General features: G+C 68.4%; 16 protein-coding genes. 5 read left to right on the top strand and 11 right to left on the bottom strand.

Annotation, left to right across the window (positions count from 1 at the left end; genetic code table 11):
* Positions 1 to 175: 175 nt before the first annotated feature.
* From WS45_RS02545 to WS45_RS02515, 7 genes are all read right to left on the bottom strand, one after another.
* Positions 176 to 694: a DUF3455 domain-containing protein gene (locus tag WS45_RS02545; protein WP_059698006.1), complete on the bottom strand. Its 519-nt coding sequence runs from the start codon at positions 692 to 694 to the stop codon at positions 176 to 178.
* Positions 695 to 865: 171 nt separating this feature from the next.
* The gene (locus WS45_RS02540) at positions 866 to 1,870 is read right to left on the bottom strand and encodes an aldo/keto reductase (RefSeq protein ID WP_059698003.1); all 1,005 of its coding nucleotides are present in this window, start codon (positions 1,868 to 1,870) and stop codon (positions 866 to 868) included.
* 20 nt (positions 1,871 to 1,890) lie between these two features.
* Positions 1,891 to 3,006 carry an alkene reductase gene (locus WS45_RS02535; RefSeq protein WP_059698002.1) on the bottom strand — a complete coding sequence of 372 codons (1,116 nt, stop codon included), beginning with the start codon at positions 3,004 to 3,006 and terminating at the stop codon, positions 1,891 to 1,893.
* Positions 3,007 to 3,070: 64 nt separating this feature from the next.
* Complete coding sequence (gene dkgB, locus WS45_RS02530) at positions 3,071 to 3,877, bottom strand: 2,5-didehydrogluconate reductase DkgB (RefSeq protein ID WP_059698000.1); 807 nt, start codon at positions 3,875 to 3,877, stop codon at positions 3,071 to 3,073.
* A 149-nt stretch (positions 3,878 to 4,026) separates the two neighbouring features.
* On the bottom strand, positions 4,027 to 4,983 hold the full coding sequence (locus tag WS45_RS02525; protein ID WP_059697998.1) for an LLM class oxidoreductase: 957 nt from the start codon (positions 4,981 to 4,983) through the stop codon (positions 4,027 to 4,029).
* 16 nt (positions 4,984 to 4,999) lie between these two features.
* A complete protein-coding gene (locus WS45_RS02520; RefSeq protein ID WP_059689337.1) occupies positions 5,000 to 5,323 on the bottom strand; it encodes a MoaF-related domain-containing protein in 324 nt (107 codons plus the stop codon).
* A gap of 29 nt (positions 5,324 to 5,352) precedes the next feature.
* Positions 5,353 to 6,555 carry an MFS transporter gene (locus WS45_RS02515; RefSeq protein WP_059528553.1) on the bottom strand — a complete coding sequence of 401 codons (1,203 nt, stop codon included), beginning with the start codon at positions 6,553 to 6,555 and terminating at the stop codon, positions 5,353 to 5,355.
* A gap of 101 nt (positions 6,556 to 6,656) precedes the next feature.
* Here WS45_RS02515 and WS45_RS02510 point away from each other — a divergent pair, with 101 nt between their 5' ends.
* Positions 6,657 to 7,601: a LysR family transcriptional regulator gene (locus WS45_RS02510; RefSeq protein WP_059689338.1), complete on the top strand. Its 945-nt coding sequence runs from the start codon at positions 6,657 to 6,659 to the stop codon at positions 7,599 to 7,601.
* A 100-nt stretch (positions 7,602 to 7,701) separates the two neighbouring features.
* On the opposite strand, the gene zwf is transcribed toward WS45_RS02510, so the two are convergent.
* A complete protein-coding gene (zwf, locus tag WS45_RS02505; RefSeq protein WP_059528548.1) occupies positions 7,702 to 9,177 on the bottom strand; it encodes a glucose-6-phosphate dehydrogenase in 1,476 nt (491 codons plus the stop codon).
* A gap of 202 nt (positions 9,178 to 9,379) precedes the next feature.
* Here zwf and WS45_RS02500 point away from each other — a divergent pair, with 202 nt between their 5' ends.
* Positions 9,380 to 9,958, top strand: coding sequence for a TetR/AcrR family transcriptional regulator (locus WS45_RS02500; protein WP_059689339.1), 579 nt, complete (start codon positions 9,380 to 9,382; stop codon positions 9,956 to 9,958).
* A gap of 201 nt (positions 9,959 to 10,159) precedes the next feature.
* The gene (locus tag WS45_RS02495; protein ID WP_059697996.1) at positions 10,160 to 11,035 is read left to right on the top strand and encodes an SDR family NAD(P)-dependent oxidoreductase; all 876 of its coding nucleotides are present in this window, start codon (positions 10,160 to 10,162) and stop codon (positions 11,033 to 11,035) included.
* A 78-nt stretch (positions 11,036 to 11,113) separates the two neighbouring features.
* On the opposite strand, the gene WS45_RS02490 is transcribed toward WS45_RS02495, so the two are convergent.
* Entirely contained in the window at positions 11,114 to 11,692 is a 579-nt protein-coding gene (locus WS45_RS02490) for a peroxidase-related enzyme (RefSeq protein ID WP_059697993.1), read from the bottom strand.
* An 85-nt stretch (positions 11,693 to 11,777) separates the two neighbouring features.
* A complete protein-coding gene (locus WS45_RS35985) occupies positions 11,778 to 11,912 on the bottom strand; it encodes a hypothetical protein (protein ID WP_257140260.1) in 135 nt (44 codons plus the stop codon).
* A 166-nt stretch (positions 11,913 to 12,078) separates the two neighbouring features.
* Between WS45_RS35985 and WS45_RS02485 the strand changes: the two genes are divergently transcribed.
* Both WS45_RS02485 and WS45_RS02480 read left to right on the top strand, forming a co-directional pair.
* Positions 12,079 to 13,269 carry a M20 aminoacylase family protein gene (locus WS45_RS02485; RefSeq protein WP_059697992.1) on the top strand — a complete coding sequence of 397 codons (1,191 nt, stop codon included), beginning with the start codon at positions 12,079 to 12,081 and terminating at the stop codon, positions 13,267 to 13,269.
* 56 nt (positions 13,270 to 13,325) lie between these two features.
* Complete coding sequence (locus WS45_RS02480) at positions 13,326 to 14,657, top strand: MFS transporter (RefSeq protein WP_059697989.1); 1,332 nt, start codon at positions 13,326 to 13,328, stop codon at positions 14,655 to 14,657.
* A gap of 34 nt (positions 14,658 to 14,691) precedes the next feature.
* On the opposite strand, the gene WS45_RS02475 is transcribed toward WS45_RS02480, so the two are convergent.
* A complete protein-coding gene (locus tag WS45_RS02475) occupies positions 14,692 to 15,612 on the bottom strand; it encodes a LysR family transcriptional regulator (protein WP_059689349.1) in 921 nt (306 codons plus the stop codon).
* Positions 15,613 to 15,661: the final 49 nt, after the last annotated feature.

Below are 15,661 nucleotides of genomic sequence, written 5' to 3'. Positions count from 1 at the left end.
GGTCGCGCCGCCGTGCGCAACGTGAGTCCGGATGATACCGGGACCGCGCGCGTGACCGGATCGATGACGATGCATGCGTCGGGCATCCGATCGGTAAATGCAGGATAGCTGATCAAACGGACGTGGTGATCAGCACGCCGACGGCGGCGTCCGCGCTTCGGGATGCCGCCGCGCGTTACTTCAGAAACACGTATCGCGCGAAATACGGAAAGCGGCCGATTGCATGCTCGGTCGCACACGTCGCCTCCGGCGGTGTGCCGCCCACGGTATCGAGCCGCTGGACGAAGCGCACGCCGGCGAGCGTGCCGGTTGCGGCCGGCGTCGCGGCGAGCAGGAGCTGCGGAATGCTGCCCGGGCGCGCGCCGGGCGCTTCCGCGAGCTTCTTGCCGGTGATGCGGCTGCCGTCGAGCGTTTCCCACGACGGCCCCGCGCCGTGCCGGACGACGAGCGCGCCGGTGCCGTCGAACAGCATCGCCTCCGGGCGCTGGAATGCCCATGCGAGCCGGTGTCCGGCGTCGTATTCGCATGCGTAGATCTGCACGCCGGTCGCGGTCGTCGACAGCACGGGCGACGCCGGCTGGGGCGGCACGAGACCGGTTGCATCGTCGGCGTAGGCCGGCAAGGTGCAGGCCGCGAACGAAAGGCCGGCCGCGAGGGCCCGCAGCATGTCGCGTGTCGGAAAGCGGCTTGGCATGGCGGGGCGTCCTTTCAGGTCGGGTGACGGTCGTGCGGAGTCGATCGTGTAAACGTTAGGCGGCGATCGCGCAGGCGGCAATTCGGAAATGGCAATCGCGGCGATAGTCGCCGCGATTGCAAGGGAAGGGACGTGCGCGGCCGCTCGTCGCGGCGGTCGCGCGGAAGCGGCTCAGGCCGCGCCGGCCGGCGTCGGAGCGTGTTCCGCGATCAGGCGCTCGGCCTTCAGTGCGTCCCACAGGCTTGCCGGAATCGGCGCCGCCGCGAGCCGCAGGTTCTCGTCGATGCGATCGGGCCGGCTCGCGCCCGGGATCACGGCCGCGACGGCCGGGTGCGCGAGCGAGAACTGCAGCGCCACCGCGCGGACGTCGACGCCGAACTGCTCGCTGATCTGCCGGATGCGCGCGACGCGGCCGAGCATCTCCTGCGTGGCCGGCTGGTATTCGAAGTGCGTGCCGCCCGCGAGCACGCCGGAGTTGTACGGGCCGCCGACGATGATGCCGAGGCCGCGCGCCGCGCTTTCCGGCATCAGCCGTTCGAGCGCGCCCGCATGGTCGAGCAGCGTGTAGCGGCCGGCGAGCAGGAAGCCGTCCGGGTCCGAGCGCTCGAGCGCGAGCTCGCACGGCTCGATCCGGTTCACGCCGAGGCCCCAGCCCTTGATGACCTTCTCGTCGCGCAGCCGCGTGAGTGCCTTGGCCGCACCCGACATCGCGACGTCGAACACGTCGAGCCAGCGCTCGCCGTGGAAGTCGATCGCCGGATCGTGGATCCACACGGTGTCGAGGCGGTCGGTGCGCAGCCGCTCGAGGCTCGCCTCGATCGAGCGCAGCGTGCCGTCTTCCGTGTAGTCGTAGACGACCTTGTTCGGCAGCCCATGGCGGAACAGCCCGCCCTTCTCGCCGAGATCGCGCTGCGACGCATCCTCGTGCTCGTCGAGCACGAGGCGGCCGACCTTCGTGCCGAGCGAATATTCGTCGCGCGGGCGGCCGGCGAGCGCTTCACCGAGGCGCAGCTCGGCGAGGCCGGCGCCGTACAGCGGCGCCGCGTCGAAGTAGCGGATACCGCTTTCCCAGGCCGCGTCGACGGTCGCCAGCGCTTCTTCGTTCGGGATGTCCCGATACATGTTGCCCAGCGGCGCGGTGCCGAAACCCACGCGGGAAGGGGATGTGATTCTCATGTCGGACTCCTGTCGATCGCTCAGGCCGCGGCCTGCGCGAGCGTCGGATAGTCGGTCAGGCCGCGTGCGCCGCCGCCGAACAGCGTGTTGCGGTCGTGCGGCGTGAGCGCGGCGCCGGTACGCAGGCGCTCGGGCAGGTCGGGGTTCGCGACGAACGGGCGGCCGAAGGCGACGAGGTCGGCCCAGCCGGCGGCGATCGCTTCGCGCGCGCGCTCGGCGGTGTACGCGCCGGCGTAGATCAGCACGCCCGGATACGCGGCACGCAGCTGCTGCTTGAATTCGACCGGCATCAGCGGCGCGTCGTCCCAGTCGGCTTCCGCGATGTGCAGGTAGCCGACGCCGAGTTCGCCGAGCAGCTTCGCGGCGGCGAGGTAGGTCGTCTCGGGATCGTCGTCGACGCAGCCGTTCAGCGTGGTCAGCGGCGCGAGGCGGATGCCGACGCGCGACGCGTCGCCGGTGCCTTCGATCAGCGCCTGCGCGACTTCGCGCAGGAAGCGCAGCCGGTTTTCGAGCGAGCCGCCGTACGCGTCGGTGCGCGTGTTCGCGTTCGAGTCGATGAACTGGTTCACGAGATAGCCGTTCGCGCCGTGCAGCTCGACGCCGTCGAAGCCGGCTTCGATCGCGTTGCGCGCGGCGGCGCGATATTGATCGACGATCTCGTGGATTTCGTCGACGGACAACGCGCGCGGCTCGGAGGCCTGCACGAAGCCCGGCGTGGTGCCGTCTTCACCGGCGACGAACACGTTCACGCCCTTCGCCTGGAGCGGCGACGACGACACGGGTTGCCGGCCGCCGAGCAGGCTCGTGTGGCTCAGCCGGCCGACGTGCCAGAGCTGCGCGAAGATGCGGCCGTGCGCGGCGTGGACGGCGTCCGTCACCTTGCGCCAGCCGGCGACCTGCGACGGCGTGTGGATGCCGGGCGTCCATGCGTAGCCCTTGCCGAGCGGCGCGATGTAGGTGCCTTCGCTGACGATCAGGCCCGCGCTCGCGCGCTGGGCGTAATACGCGGCCATCAGTTCGTTGGCTTCGTCGCCGGGCTGGCTGGCGCGCGAACGCGTCATCGGCGGCATCACGATGCGGTTCGGCAGTGTCAGCGAACCGAATTGCAGCGGTTGGAAAAGCGGGTCCTGGGTCATGATGGATTCCTGTCGGTGCCGCGGCCGGCTGGCCGCGGACGGTTCGATTGAGGGAGCGGTGCGTTCAGTCCCACGTCGGCGCGAGGCCGACCGGGTCGACTTCGCGGCCGTTGCGCTCGAGCGCGGCGATCTGCGCCATGTCCTCGTCGGTCAGGCGCAGCGTCTGCGCGAGCAGATTGCTTGCGAGGTTTTCGCGCTTCGTCGACGACGGGATCACCGAGTAGCCGAGCTGCAGCGCCCAGGCCAGCGCGACCTGCGCCGGCGTCGCGTCGTGACGTTGCGCGATCGCGCCGATCACCGGGTCGCCGAGCACCTTGCCGTATGCGAGCGTCATGTACGACGTCACGTGGATGCCTTCGCCGTTCAGGAACTCGACCAGCTTGCGGTTCTGCAGGTACGGGCTCAGTTCGATCTGGTTCGTCGCGATCGCATCCTTGCCGACCACCGCGATCGCTTCCTTCGTCAGTTCGATGTTGAAGTTCGAGATGCCGATCCGGCGCGTGAGGCCCTTTGCCTTCGCGTCGGCGAGCGCGGTCATGAACGTCTGGACCGACACGCCGCTTTCCGGAGCCGGCCAGTGGATCAGCGTCAGGTCGACGTGGTCGGTGCGCAGCTTGCGCAGGCTTTCCTCGAGGCTGGCGACCAGTTTTTCCGGCGCGTAGTTGTCGACCCAGATCTTCGTCGTGAGGAACAGGTCTTCGCGGCGCACGCCCGATGCGGCGATCGCTTCGCCGACTTCGGCTTCGTTGCCGTAGATCTGCGCGGTGTCGATCGCGCGGTAGCCGACTTCGAGGCCGTTGCGGACCGAGTCGATGACAACCTGACCTTGCAGGCGGAAAGTGCCGAGGCCGAATGCGGGAATGTTGCTCATCTTGTGTTCCTGGAAGAGGTGGGCCGATTGCGGTATGGGAGTCATTCTGGCGTCCTGGACTGATGAGATAAACGCCTCTAGAGGTCAAAAATATTTGATTTGAAGTCAAATATCGGTCGTGGATCGGGCTGACTGGCGGTGTGCCGGCCTCAGGCGGTGCCCGCCAGCGCGGTCGCAGCGGCATTCGCATGGAATGCCGGCAGCACGTCCGACGCGATCTCGGCCATCGTCTCGTCGAGCGGGCGGCGATTGCGGCGGAAATGCAGGCCGATGTGCTGCACGCCGGCGTCGCGCATTGCCGCGAGTTCCTCCGTCAGCGCGATGCGTCCGGCGCGCGCGCCGAAGCGGTGCCGTTGCAGCGGTTCGTGCGGATCGTCCGCGAGGTCGAGGTGGATGAAGCTCACGTAAGGCTTGTCGCCGGCCACCGCGCGCCAGTTCGCGACGCGCCGCACGTGATCGGCCGGCGTGCCCGGATATGCGAGGCAGCCGTCCATGTGCTCGCCGATCCATGCGGGCGTTTGCTGCGCGAGACCGGCGACGAGCAGCGGCACCGGCGAGCGCGCGGCGGGCAGCACGTCGAGGCCGGGCGGCAGATGCGCACGCGCGCCGTCGCGCAGCAGCGCGATCTGGTCGCGGAAGTTCGCGCCGCGCGACGCGAAGTCGCGGCCGAACAGCGGATATTCGACCGGCCGGTCGCCGCTCGCGACGCCGAGCAGCAGGCGTCCCCGGCTGAGTTCCTGGATCGTCGCGGCCGATTTCAGCGTGAGCAGCGGTTCGCGCAGCGGCAGCACGACGGCCGCCGTGCCGAGCAGGATGTCGCGCGTGATGCCGGCGAGGTAGCCGAGATACGAGAAGGTCTCGAACACCTGCGCGGCGTCGCCGAACGACGGGTCGTACACAGGCACGTCGCGCACCCAGAGCGCGCGGAAGCCGAGCGTGTCGGCCAGTTGCGCGAGCTCCGCGTGGATTTCCAGGTCGGGCACGCCGGGGCGGCGGCCGTCATGCTGGCGCTTCGCGTCGCCGGCCGGCGACCAGTCGTTGTCGAGCGGCAGTTCGATGCCGATGCTGAAGCCGCCGTCGGCGAGCTTGTCGAGTGAAGTGGACATGGTCGGGCGTCTCCGTTCAGATGGCGCGCAGGCTGCCGGCGAGCCGGTAGAAGTCGAGCGACGACGCGGTGAAGAACGCGCGCGACGTGCCGGCGGCGAAATCGTCGAGGTGCACGACCGTCGCGCGGTCGGCTTCCTGCCACGAGATCGCGTAGGTCTCGCCGGCGACGTGCTGCCACGTGAAGGCGACTTCGCCCGTCGCGCCGGCGTATGCGCCTTCGGTGATCTCGTAGCGCATGTGGAGGCCGTCCTCGTCATATGCGTTGAGGGCGGTGAGGCCGTCGTAACGGACTTCGAAAGTCTTGCCGGCGAACGGCGGACGTCGGGTCGATGCGTTCATGCTGGGCGGCTCCTGCAAACAAGTGACGTTCAATGGGCGAGTTCGACGGGTTCGGCCGTGCGTTCGGGCAGGCCCTGGCCGCGGTCGAGGCGGCCGCTCAGCGCGGTCAGCGCGAACGCGCCGAGCGTGACGACGGCGGCGATCCACGGCGTATGGCCGAGGCCGACGTTCGCGACGATCAGGCCGCCGAGCGACGAGCCGCCGGCGACGCCGAGGTTGAACGCGGCGATGTTGAAGCCCGATGCGACGTCGGTGGCGTCCGGCGCGAAGTGGCGCGCCTGCTTGACGACGTACACCTGCAGGCCCGGCACGTTGCCGAATGCGACGGCGCCCCACGCGAGCATCGTCAGCACCGCGAGCCACTTCACGTGCACCGTGAAGGTCAGTGCGAGCAGCACGATCGCGAGCAGCAGGAAGATCTGCTTGAGCGCCTTGACCGGGCCGACGCGGTCGGCGAGCTTGCCGCCCCACACGTTGCCGAACGCGACCGACACGCCGTAGCCGACGAGCACGAGGCTGACCTGCGACGGCGTGAAGCCGGCGATCTGTTCGAGCAGCGGCGCCATGTAGGTGAACGCGATCAGCGAGCCGCCGTAGCCGACTGCCGTCATCGCATAGACGAGCAGCAGGCGCGGCTGGGCCAGCACGCGGAACTGGCGGGCGAGCGGCGCCGGCGGCGTCCGCGGAAGACCGCGCGGCACGAAGGCAACCGCGCCGAGGAACGCGACGAGGCCGAACAGCGCGACGATCAGGAACGTCGCGCGCCAGCCGAAGTGCTGGCCGATGAAGGTGCCGAGCGGAATGCCGGCCACGAACGCGACGGTCATGCCGCTGAACATCGTCGCGATCGCGCTGGCGGCCTTGTCCTTCGGCACGAGCGTGGTCGCGATGATCGAGCCGACCGAGAAGAACACGCCGTGCGCGAGGCCGGTGAGCACGCGCGCGACGATCAGCGATTCGTAGCCGGGCGCCTGCCAGGCGACGAGGTTGCCGATGGTGAACAGCGCCATCAGCGCGGCGAGCAGCGTCTTGCGCGGCACGCGGCCGGTGAGCGCGGTGAGGAGCGGCGCGCCGATCGCGACGCTCAGCGCGTAGAGGCTGACGAGCAGGCCGGCCGACGGCAGGCTGACGCCGAGATCGGCGCCGATCGTCGGAATGAGCCCGACGATCACGAATTCGGTCGTGCCGATGGCAAAGGCGCTGATGGTCAGCGCAAGCAGGGCGAGTGGCATGGCGGGATCCAGGTTCCAGTAAGAATGGATCGCAGTGTGCCGCCTTTACTTTTGCGGAAAAACTGGTCTATAAACCAAATTGTTTTGATTTCAGGTCAACAATGAAAATCACGCTCGACGAACTCCAGGCCTTTGCCGCCGTGGTCGACACCGGGTCGATCACCGCCGCCGCGCAGCAGCTCGACGTCACCGTGTCGGCGGCGAGCCGCACGCTTGCGCGGCTCGAGGAGAAGCTGAAGACCACGCTGCTGCGCCGGACCACGCGCCGGCTCGAACTGACCGAAGAAGGGCGTGCGTTCCTGCAGGATGCGCGCGCGATCATCGAATCGGTCGAGAACGCCGAGGAGCAGATGCTCGCGCGGCGCGAGATGCCGTCGGGGCGGCTGCGCGTCGATGCCGCGACGCCGTTCATGCTGCACGTGATCGTGCCGCTCGTGCGCGGCTACCGCGAACGCTTCCCGAAGGTCGAGCTGGAGCTGAACAGCAACGAGGGGATCATCGACCTGCTCGAGCGGCGCACCGACGTCGCGATCCGGATCGGCCGCCTGAAGGATTCGACGCTGCACAGCCGGCGGATCGGCAACAGCCGGCTGCGCATCCTCGCGAGCCCCGCGTACATCGAAGCGCACGGCCAGCCGCGCAAGGTCGAGGATCTCGCCAAGCACACGCTGCTCGGCTTCACGCAGCCCGAATCGCTGAACGTGTGGCCGATCCTCGGCGCAGACGGCGAGCCGAGCCGCATCGAGCCCGGCATCTGGTCGTCGAGCGGCGAGACGCTGCGGCAGCTCGCGCTGGAGGGGGCGGGCATGGTGTGCCTGTCGGATTTCATGACCGCGCAGGATCGCGAGGCCGGCCGGCTCGTGCAGGTGCTCGCACGGCAGACGCTCGAAGTCGAACAGCCGATCAACGCGGTGTATTACCGGAACACCGCGATCTCGTCGCGGATCGCGTCGTTCGTCGATTACATGATCGAGGTGCTGGGCGGCGGGAGCAGCGGCAGCGATGCGCCGACGCGGCGCAAGGCCGCCTGGATGGGGCCGCTGTAACGGCGGCGCGCCGGAAGGGAAACGGGGGGGCGGCGGTGGGCCGGGCGTGATCCGGCGTGCCGCACGGCGCTTGCGCCGCGGGCACGCCGTCGTGCAGCGCTTACGCTTCCTCGGACCACGACATGTTGTCGCGCGCCAGCAGCGCCGACGATGCCGCCGGTCCGAACGTGCCCGCGGTATAGAGCCGCGGGCGATCGCCGAGCTGCTTCCAGCCGTCGAGGATCGGCTCGACCCACGACCACGCGGCCTCGAGTTCGTCGCGGCGCATGAAGTGCGTGAGGCGCCCGCGGATCACGTCGATCAGCAGTCGCTCGTACGCTTCCGCGCGCCGTTCGGGAATCGCCTGCTGCAGGTCGAGGTTCAGGCTCACCGGCACCATCTTCATCCCACTGCCCGGCTCTTTCGCGAGCATCTGCAACTGGATCGACTCTTCCGGCTGGAGCTGGATCACGAGGCGGTTGCTGTAGTGGCGCGGGCCGCTCGGGATGATCGAGAACGGCATGTCCGCGAACTCGATCACGATTTCCGACTGGCGGCGCTGCAGCCGCTTGCCGGTGCGCAGGAAGAACGGCACGTTCGCCCAGCGCCAGTTGTTGATGTGCGCGCGCAGCGCGACGAAGGTCTCCGCGTGGCTGTCCGCCGGCACGTTGTCTTCCTCGAGATAGCCCTTGACCGGCTGACCGTCGACCGCGCCGGCCGTGTACTGGCCGCGCACCGTGTCGCGCGCGACGTCCGACAGCGCCATCGGCCGCAGCGAGCGCAGCACCTTCAGCTTCTCGTCGCGCACGGCGTCCGGGTCGAGCGACACCGGCGGCTCCATCGCGACGATGCACAGCAGTTGCAGCAGGTGGTTCTGCACCATGTCGCGCAGCGCGCCGGTATGGTCGTAGAAGCCCGCGCGGCTGCCGACGCCGACCGTCTCCGCCACCGTGATCTGCACGCTGCGGATGCTCGGCGCCTGCCACAGCGGCCCGAAGATCGGGTTGCCGAAGCGCAGCACCATCAGGTTCTGCACGGTTTCCTTGCCGAGGTAATGGTCGATCCGGTAGATCTGCGATTCCGCGAAATGCTTGCCGACCGCGTCGTTGATCGCCTGCGCCGACGCGAGATCGTGGCCGAGCGGCTTTTCGAGGACGACGCGCGAGCGCGCGTCGACGAGGTGCGCGGCCGACAGGTTGTCGCAGATCGTCGTGAACAGCTCCGGCGACGTCGACAGGTAGAACACGCGGATCGCATCGCCGCGCGCGGCGTCGGCGAGGCGCGCGTAGTCTTCCGGCGCGTTCACGTCGATCAGCACGTACTTGAACAGGTCGAGGAAACGGGCCCATGCGTCGGCGTCGAACGCCTTGTCGTCGATGAACGGGCGCGATTGCTCGTCCATGAACTTGCGATAGCCGTCGATGCCCCAGTCGCGCCGGCCGACCGCGATGATGCGCGTCTCCGGCGGCAGGTTGCAGTGCAGGTGCGCCATGTACAGCGCGGGCAACAGCTTGCGGGCGGCCAGGTCGCCGCCGCCGCCGAAGATGATCATGTCGACGGGCTGGTCGGCTTCGGTCTGGTTGGGCTTATTCGTCATGAGTGGATCGCGGTCTGAAGCGGTGTGAGCGTGGAACGAACGTCGAAGCGCCGGGCGCCGGTGCGTTGGCGCGCCAGTACGTGAAAACGCTAATAGTGCACGCTTTTGATCGATTGCGTATGTGTTCCCGTGTTGTAACGGGACTTGCATCGCACGCATGCCGTGATTATGATTGAGCGCTCACTCATTAAAGGAATCGAACGTGGCCCGACCGCGCAGTCCCGACAAGCACGACGCCATCCTCGCCGCCGCCGCCCGCGCGCTCGCGGAGGACGGCGCGAGCGCGACCACCGCGCGCATCGCGCGGCTCGCCGGCGTCGCGGAAGGCACGGTGTTTACCTATTTCGAGACCAAGGATGCGCTGCTGAATGCGCTGTACCTGAGCCTGAAGGCCGAGATGCGCGAGGCGATGATGACCGGGTTTCCGGAGCATGCGCCGGCCGAACAGGCGATGCGGCATGCGTGGAACGGCTACGTGTCGTGGGGCGTCGCGAACCCGGACGGGCGTCGCGCGCTGCGGCAGCTCGGCGTGAGCGGCCGCATCGACGACGCGCATCGCGCGGCCGGGGCCGAAGGGTTCGGCGCGATCGGCTCGCTGCTGCGCGCGCAAGTTGCCGCGGCGGGCGGGCTGAAGGCCGACGATGCGCACGCGTTCTGCGCGGCGCTGTTCACGTCGATCGCGGAGACGGCGATGGAATCGATCGCGCGCGATCCGGCGCTGGCCGACGAATATCGGGAGGCCGGGTTTCGTGCGCTGTGGGCCGTGTTGCATGCGGTCTGAGCAAACGGCCCGCCCGGCGGGCTGCGCGGCGGACAGCGGGAGGCGGATGATCGGCGGCGCGTTCGGATCGGGCGCGTGTCCGCCGCGACGGAAGGCGGTTTCAGGCAGGGCGACGCACGGTGAAAACCATCGTGTCAGCGCCCATATTAATGAGTGAGTAATCATTCATTTTGTGGTTTCAACCTTGTCGAGGAGTGGAAAATGTCGAAAGTCTGGTTGGTAACAGGGGCCGCGCGCGGCCTGGGGCGTGCGATCGCGGAAGCGGTGCTGGCGGCGGGCGATCGTCTGGTGGCCGGTGCGCGCGATCCCGCGCGGCTCGCGGATCTGGAGGAGCGGTACGGCGACCGGCTGCTGCCGATCGAACTCGACGTGACCGACGCCGCCGAGGCCGCGCATGCGGTGGCGGCGGCGCGCGACGCGTTCGGCCGCATCGACGTGCTGGTGAACAACGCGGGCTACGGCCATACGGCGCCGTTCGAGCAGATGGCCGCCGACGCTTTCCGCGACCAGATCGAAACGAACCTGTTCGGCGTGGTCAACATGACGCGCGCGGTGCTGCCGACGATGCGTGCGCAGCGCGCGGGCCACATCTTCCAGGTGTCGTCGGTCGGCGGGCGCACGGCGACGGCCGGCCTGTCCGCGTATCAGGCCGCGAAGTGGGCGGTCGGCGGGTTCAGCGACGTGCTGTCGAAGGAAGTCGCGCCGTTCGGCGTGCGCGTGTGCACGCTGGAGCCGGGCGGGATGCGCACCGAATGGGCGGCGCAGGCGAAGCGCGAGGTCGACGGCTTGCTGCCCGACTACCAGCCGTCGGTCGGGAAGATTCTCGAATTGCTCGGCGCGTATGGCGGCCACGAGGTCGGCGACCCCGCACGGATCGCGGCGCTGATCGTCGAGCTGTCGCGTCGCGACGACGTGCCGATGCGTCTGCTGCTCGGCGGCGATGCGCTGTTCGTGTGCGAGCAGGCGGAAGCGCAGCGCGCGGAGGAGGCGGCGCGGTGGCGCGATGCGACGCTGTCGACGATGTTCCCGGACGCGAAGCTGCCGGATGGGCTGCAGGCGTTGAAGAAGGTCGGGTAAGCCGGGGAAGCCGGGGCATCGCGGGTTCGCTTGAGCGCCGCGCCGGTCGTCGACCGCGATCGTCGTTGCCGGCGGCCTTCAGCGCCCCAGCGCGTAGAACTCCGCGTTGGGCCGCATGTTCGTCACGTTCGCGATGCGATTCGACATCCCGAAGAACGCCGAGATCGCCGCGATGTCCCAGGCGTCCTCGTCGGTGAAGCCATGCGACTTCAGCAGATCGAAGTCGGCTTCGCCCACCTGGTGCGCGGTCTGCGACACCTTCATCGCGAAGTCGAGCATCGCCTTCTGTCGAGCGGTGATGTCGGCCTTGCGATAGTTGGTCGCGACCTGGTCGGCGATCAGCGGATCCTTCGCGCGAATGCGCAGGATCGCGCCGTGCGCGATCACGCAGTACTGACACTGGTTCGCGCTGCTGGTGGCCACGACGATCATTTCGCGTTCGGCCTTGGTGAGGTTGCCCGGCTTGTCCATCAGCGCGTCGTGGTACGCCATGAACGCGCGAAACTCGTCCGGGCGATGCGCGAGCGTGAGGAATACGTTCGGGACGAAGCCCGATTTTTCCTGGACGGCCGCGATCCGTTCGCGAATGTCGTCGGGCAGGTCTTCGAGTGCCGGCACGGGGAAGCGGCTGACGGGCGTGTTGTCTGCAGCGGTCATGAGGTCTCCTGGATGAAGTGGCACGGGCGGTCTCGACGCACGAGCCGCCGGCCTGAAAATGAAACATCGCGTGTTGCCAGTGGCGTCATGCGTTGACGACGACGATGATGTCGCCGCGAATCGGGTTGTTCATCCGCTCCTCGCCAAGCAGGATGACGCTGCCGACGCCGAAGAGCGTGTTTCTAGCCGGATGGAGCAAGTCTGTCAGCGAACGGTGCAAGCATGGGATCTCACTCGCACTGGTACAAACCCTGATTAAATAAATTTATCGCGGTGAAAAATTCCGCATCTTATTGAACGGATATCGGCTCGCTATAGTGGCTCGCTTTCCCGCACGCAACCGTTCGCGTGCGGCTGACACGCTGACGATCAGCAGGAGCCGCTTGATGACCACCGACGTCCGATTCACCGAAATCGAGGATCTGATGCCCGCCGCCGGCGGGCTGCGCGAGATTCGCCATCACATTCACCATCATCCGGAGCTCGCGTACGAGGAGCACGAGACGGCCGCGCTCGTCGCGGACAAGCTCGAGCAATGGGGCTGGCAGGTGACGCGCGGGGTCGGCGAGACGGGCGTGGTCGGCACGCTGCGCGTCGGCGACGGCACGCGCAGCATCGGCATCCGTGCGGACATGGACGCGCTGCCGATCCTCGAGACGACCGGCCTGCCGTACGCGAGCGGCACGCACGGCAAGATGCACGCATGCGGCCACGACGGCCACACGACGATGCTGCTCGGCGCCGCGCAACACCTCGCGAAGACGCGCAACTTCTCCGGCACCGTGCATCTGTATTTCCAGCCGGCGGAAGAGCACGGCGTCGACAGCGGCGCGAAGAAGATGATCGACGACGGCCTGTTCGACCGCTTTCCGTGCGATGCGGTGTTCGGCATGCACAACCATCCGGGCGCGGCGCCCGGCGTGTTCCTCACGCGGCGCGGCCCGTTCATGTCGGCCGGCGACAAGGCGATCGTCTCGATCGAGGGCGTCGGCGGCCATGCGGCGCGGCCGCACCTGACGGTCGATCCGGTGGTCGTCGCGGCGAGCATCGTGATGGCGCTGCAGACGATCGTCGCGCGCAACGTCGACCCGTCGCAGCCGGCCGTCGTCACGGTCGGCTCGATGCACGCGGGCACTGCGAACAACGTGATCCCGAACGGCGCGCGCCTCGAACTCAGCGTGCGGTCGTTCAGCCCCGACGTGCGCGCGCTGCTCAAGCGCCGCATCGTCGAGCTCGCCGAAGCGCAGGCCGCGAGTTACGGCGCGACCGCGCACGTCGAGTACATCGAAGGCTATCCGGTCGTCGTCAATACGGATGCCGAAACGGATTTCGCCGCGCAGGTCGCGCGCGAGCTGGTCGGCGACGCGCACGTGGTCGAGCAGGCCGACCTGCTGATGGGCAGCGAGGATTTCGCGTTCATGCTGCAGCAACGGCCGGGCTCGTTCGTGCGGCTCGGCAACGGCGAAGGCGAAGATGGCTGCATGGTGCACAACCCGAAGTACGACTTCAACGATCGCAACCTGCCGATCGGCGCGGCGTTCTGGACGCGCCTCGTCGAGCGGTACCTCGGGCAGTAGCCCCGGCGGCGGCGCGCGGCCGGCGCTTCCGGCCGCATTGAGAGGAGAAACGAACGATGCAGAAAGACCATCTCGCGCTGCACCCCGCGTCGGCGGGGGCTGCCGAAGCCGATACGCGCGGCGCACCGGCCGTCACGAAGCGCGGCGCGATCGCGGCGGCCGTGATCGGCAACTGGCTGGAGTTCTTCGATTTCACCGTGTACGGCTTTTTCGCGGTGCTGATCGGCAAGCTGTTCTTCCCGTCGAGCGATCCGACCACGTCGCTGCTGCTGTCGGTCGCGACGTTCGCCGCGGGCTTCTTCACGCGGCCGCTGGGCAGCGTCGTGCTCGGCGTCTATGCGGATCGCAAGGGCCGCAAAGCCGCGCTGAACCTGACGATCATGCTGATGGCGCTCGGCACCGGCCTGATCGCGATCGCGCCGACCTACGCGCAGGTCGGCGTGGCCGCGCCGCTGCTGGTCGTCTGCGCACGGCTGATGCAGGGCTTCTCGCAGGGCGGTGAATTCGGCGCGGCGACTTCCACGCTGATCGAGCAGGGCGGCACGTCGCACCGCGCGTTCCGCGCGAGCTGGCAGCTGGCGACGCAGGGCGGCGCGGCGCTGATGGGTTCGGGCTTCGCGGCGCTGCTGTCGAACACGCTGACGAAGGACGTGCTCGAGGGCTGGGGCTGGCGCCTGCCGTTCCTCGTGGGCGTGCTGATCGCGCCGGTGGGTATGGTTCTGCGCCGCCGGCTCGCTGATGATGCGCCCTCCGACCGCCATCACGGGATCGAACGCGGCGTGCTGCGCGAGTTGTTCTCGCAGCACACGCGCACCGTGCTGCTGCTGATGCTGACGGTGATGGGCGGCACGGTGTCGACCTACATCCTGACTTTCTACATGCCGACCTATGCGATCCATACGCTCGGGCTGCCGATGAAGCTGTCGATGTTCGTCGGCGTCGCGTCGGGTTGCGTGATGCTGGTGACGTGTCCGCTGTTCGGCTGGCTGTCGGACCGCCTCGGCAGCCGGCGCATGCCGATCTTCGTCGGACGCGGCGTGCTGGTCCTGCTGCTGTTCCCGGCGTTCTGGCTGATGAACCATCATCCGACGCTGTCGGTGATCCTGCCGCTGACCGCGCTGATGCTGCTGTTCTATTCGCTCGGTTCGGCGTCCGAAATGGCGCTGATGTGCGAATCGCTGCCGCGCCACGTGCGCGCGACGGGCATCTCGATCGCGTATGCGCTCGCGGTGACGATCTTCGGCGGCACCGCGCAGCTGATCGCGACCTGGCTCGTGAAGACGACGGGCAGCAAGCTCGCGCCGGCCGGCTACGTGGCCATGTGCGTGGTGCTGTCGCTGATCGCGGTCGCGATGCTGCGCGAGACGGCGCGCGAATCGATGGACTGACGTGCGGCGCCGGGGGCGGCGATCCGCGTGTGGATTACCGCCCGCGCACGGTCCTCAGATACGACGCGAGCATCGTCGCCAGTTCCTGCGCGGCGGGCGTCAACGGCACGGCCGCGCGCTGCAGCAGGCAGACTTCCTGCGATTCCGCCTGCTCGCGCACGCGCACCTTCGCGAGCGCGCCCGCGAACGGCCCGTGCCGCGTCACGGCTTCGGATTCGAGCGCGAGGCAATCCGTCTGCGTGACGAGCTGCAGCGTTTCGAACATCCCTTCCACGGTTGCGATGATCGTCGGCGCGGGCTGGGCATGCGCGTCGAAATACGCGAGCAGCCGGTTGACGACCGGATCGGCGCTCAGGTTCGGCGAACGCGTCGACACCCACGCGTAGTCGGCCAGCTCGGCAAGCGATTGCGCGTGCTGCCGCGGATGGCCGTTGCGGCACACGACCACCGGCGCCGACGCATGCAGCGGCGTGACCGCGAGATCCGTCGTGTCGGTCTGCTTCGCGACGAGCGCGATCGCGAAATCCACGGCGCTCTCGCGCAGCCAGCCGATCATCATCCGCGACGTGCCGGTGCGCAAGTGCACGTCGACCTTCGGGAAGCGCGCGCGGAACGCGGTCAGCACCGGCGCGAACGCATCGATCAGCGGTTCGGTCACGAGGCCCAGCGTGACGGTGCCTTCGTAGGCGCCGCTCAGCTGACGGATCTCGTGCTCGACCTGTTCGCATTCGCCGAGGATCGCGCCCGAGCGCGCGAGCAGCCGCTGGCCGACGGCCGTCGGCACGATCCCGCGATTGGTGCGTGTGAACAGCGTCGCGCCGAGCGTCGCTTCGAGGCTCTGCAGTTGCTGCGTGACGCCGCTCTGCGCGAGATCCAGCGCGCGTGCGGCGGCGCGCAGGCTGCCGTGTTCGACGACGGCCTGGAAGATGCGGAGCTGGGACAGCGTGAACGCCATGGTCGAGCGCGAGGCCGGTGATCGGAAATACCGATCATGATAAGACAGC

It is taken from the genome of Burkholderia sp. RF2-non_BP3, assembly GCF_001522185.1.
Lineage (GTDB): Bacteria > Pseudomonadota > Gammaproteobacteria > Burkholderiales > Burkholderiaceae > Burkholderia > Burkholderia diffusa.
Note: the sequence above shows the minus strand (reverse complement) of the source record. Positions and strands in the feature narration are given on the sequence as shown.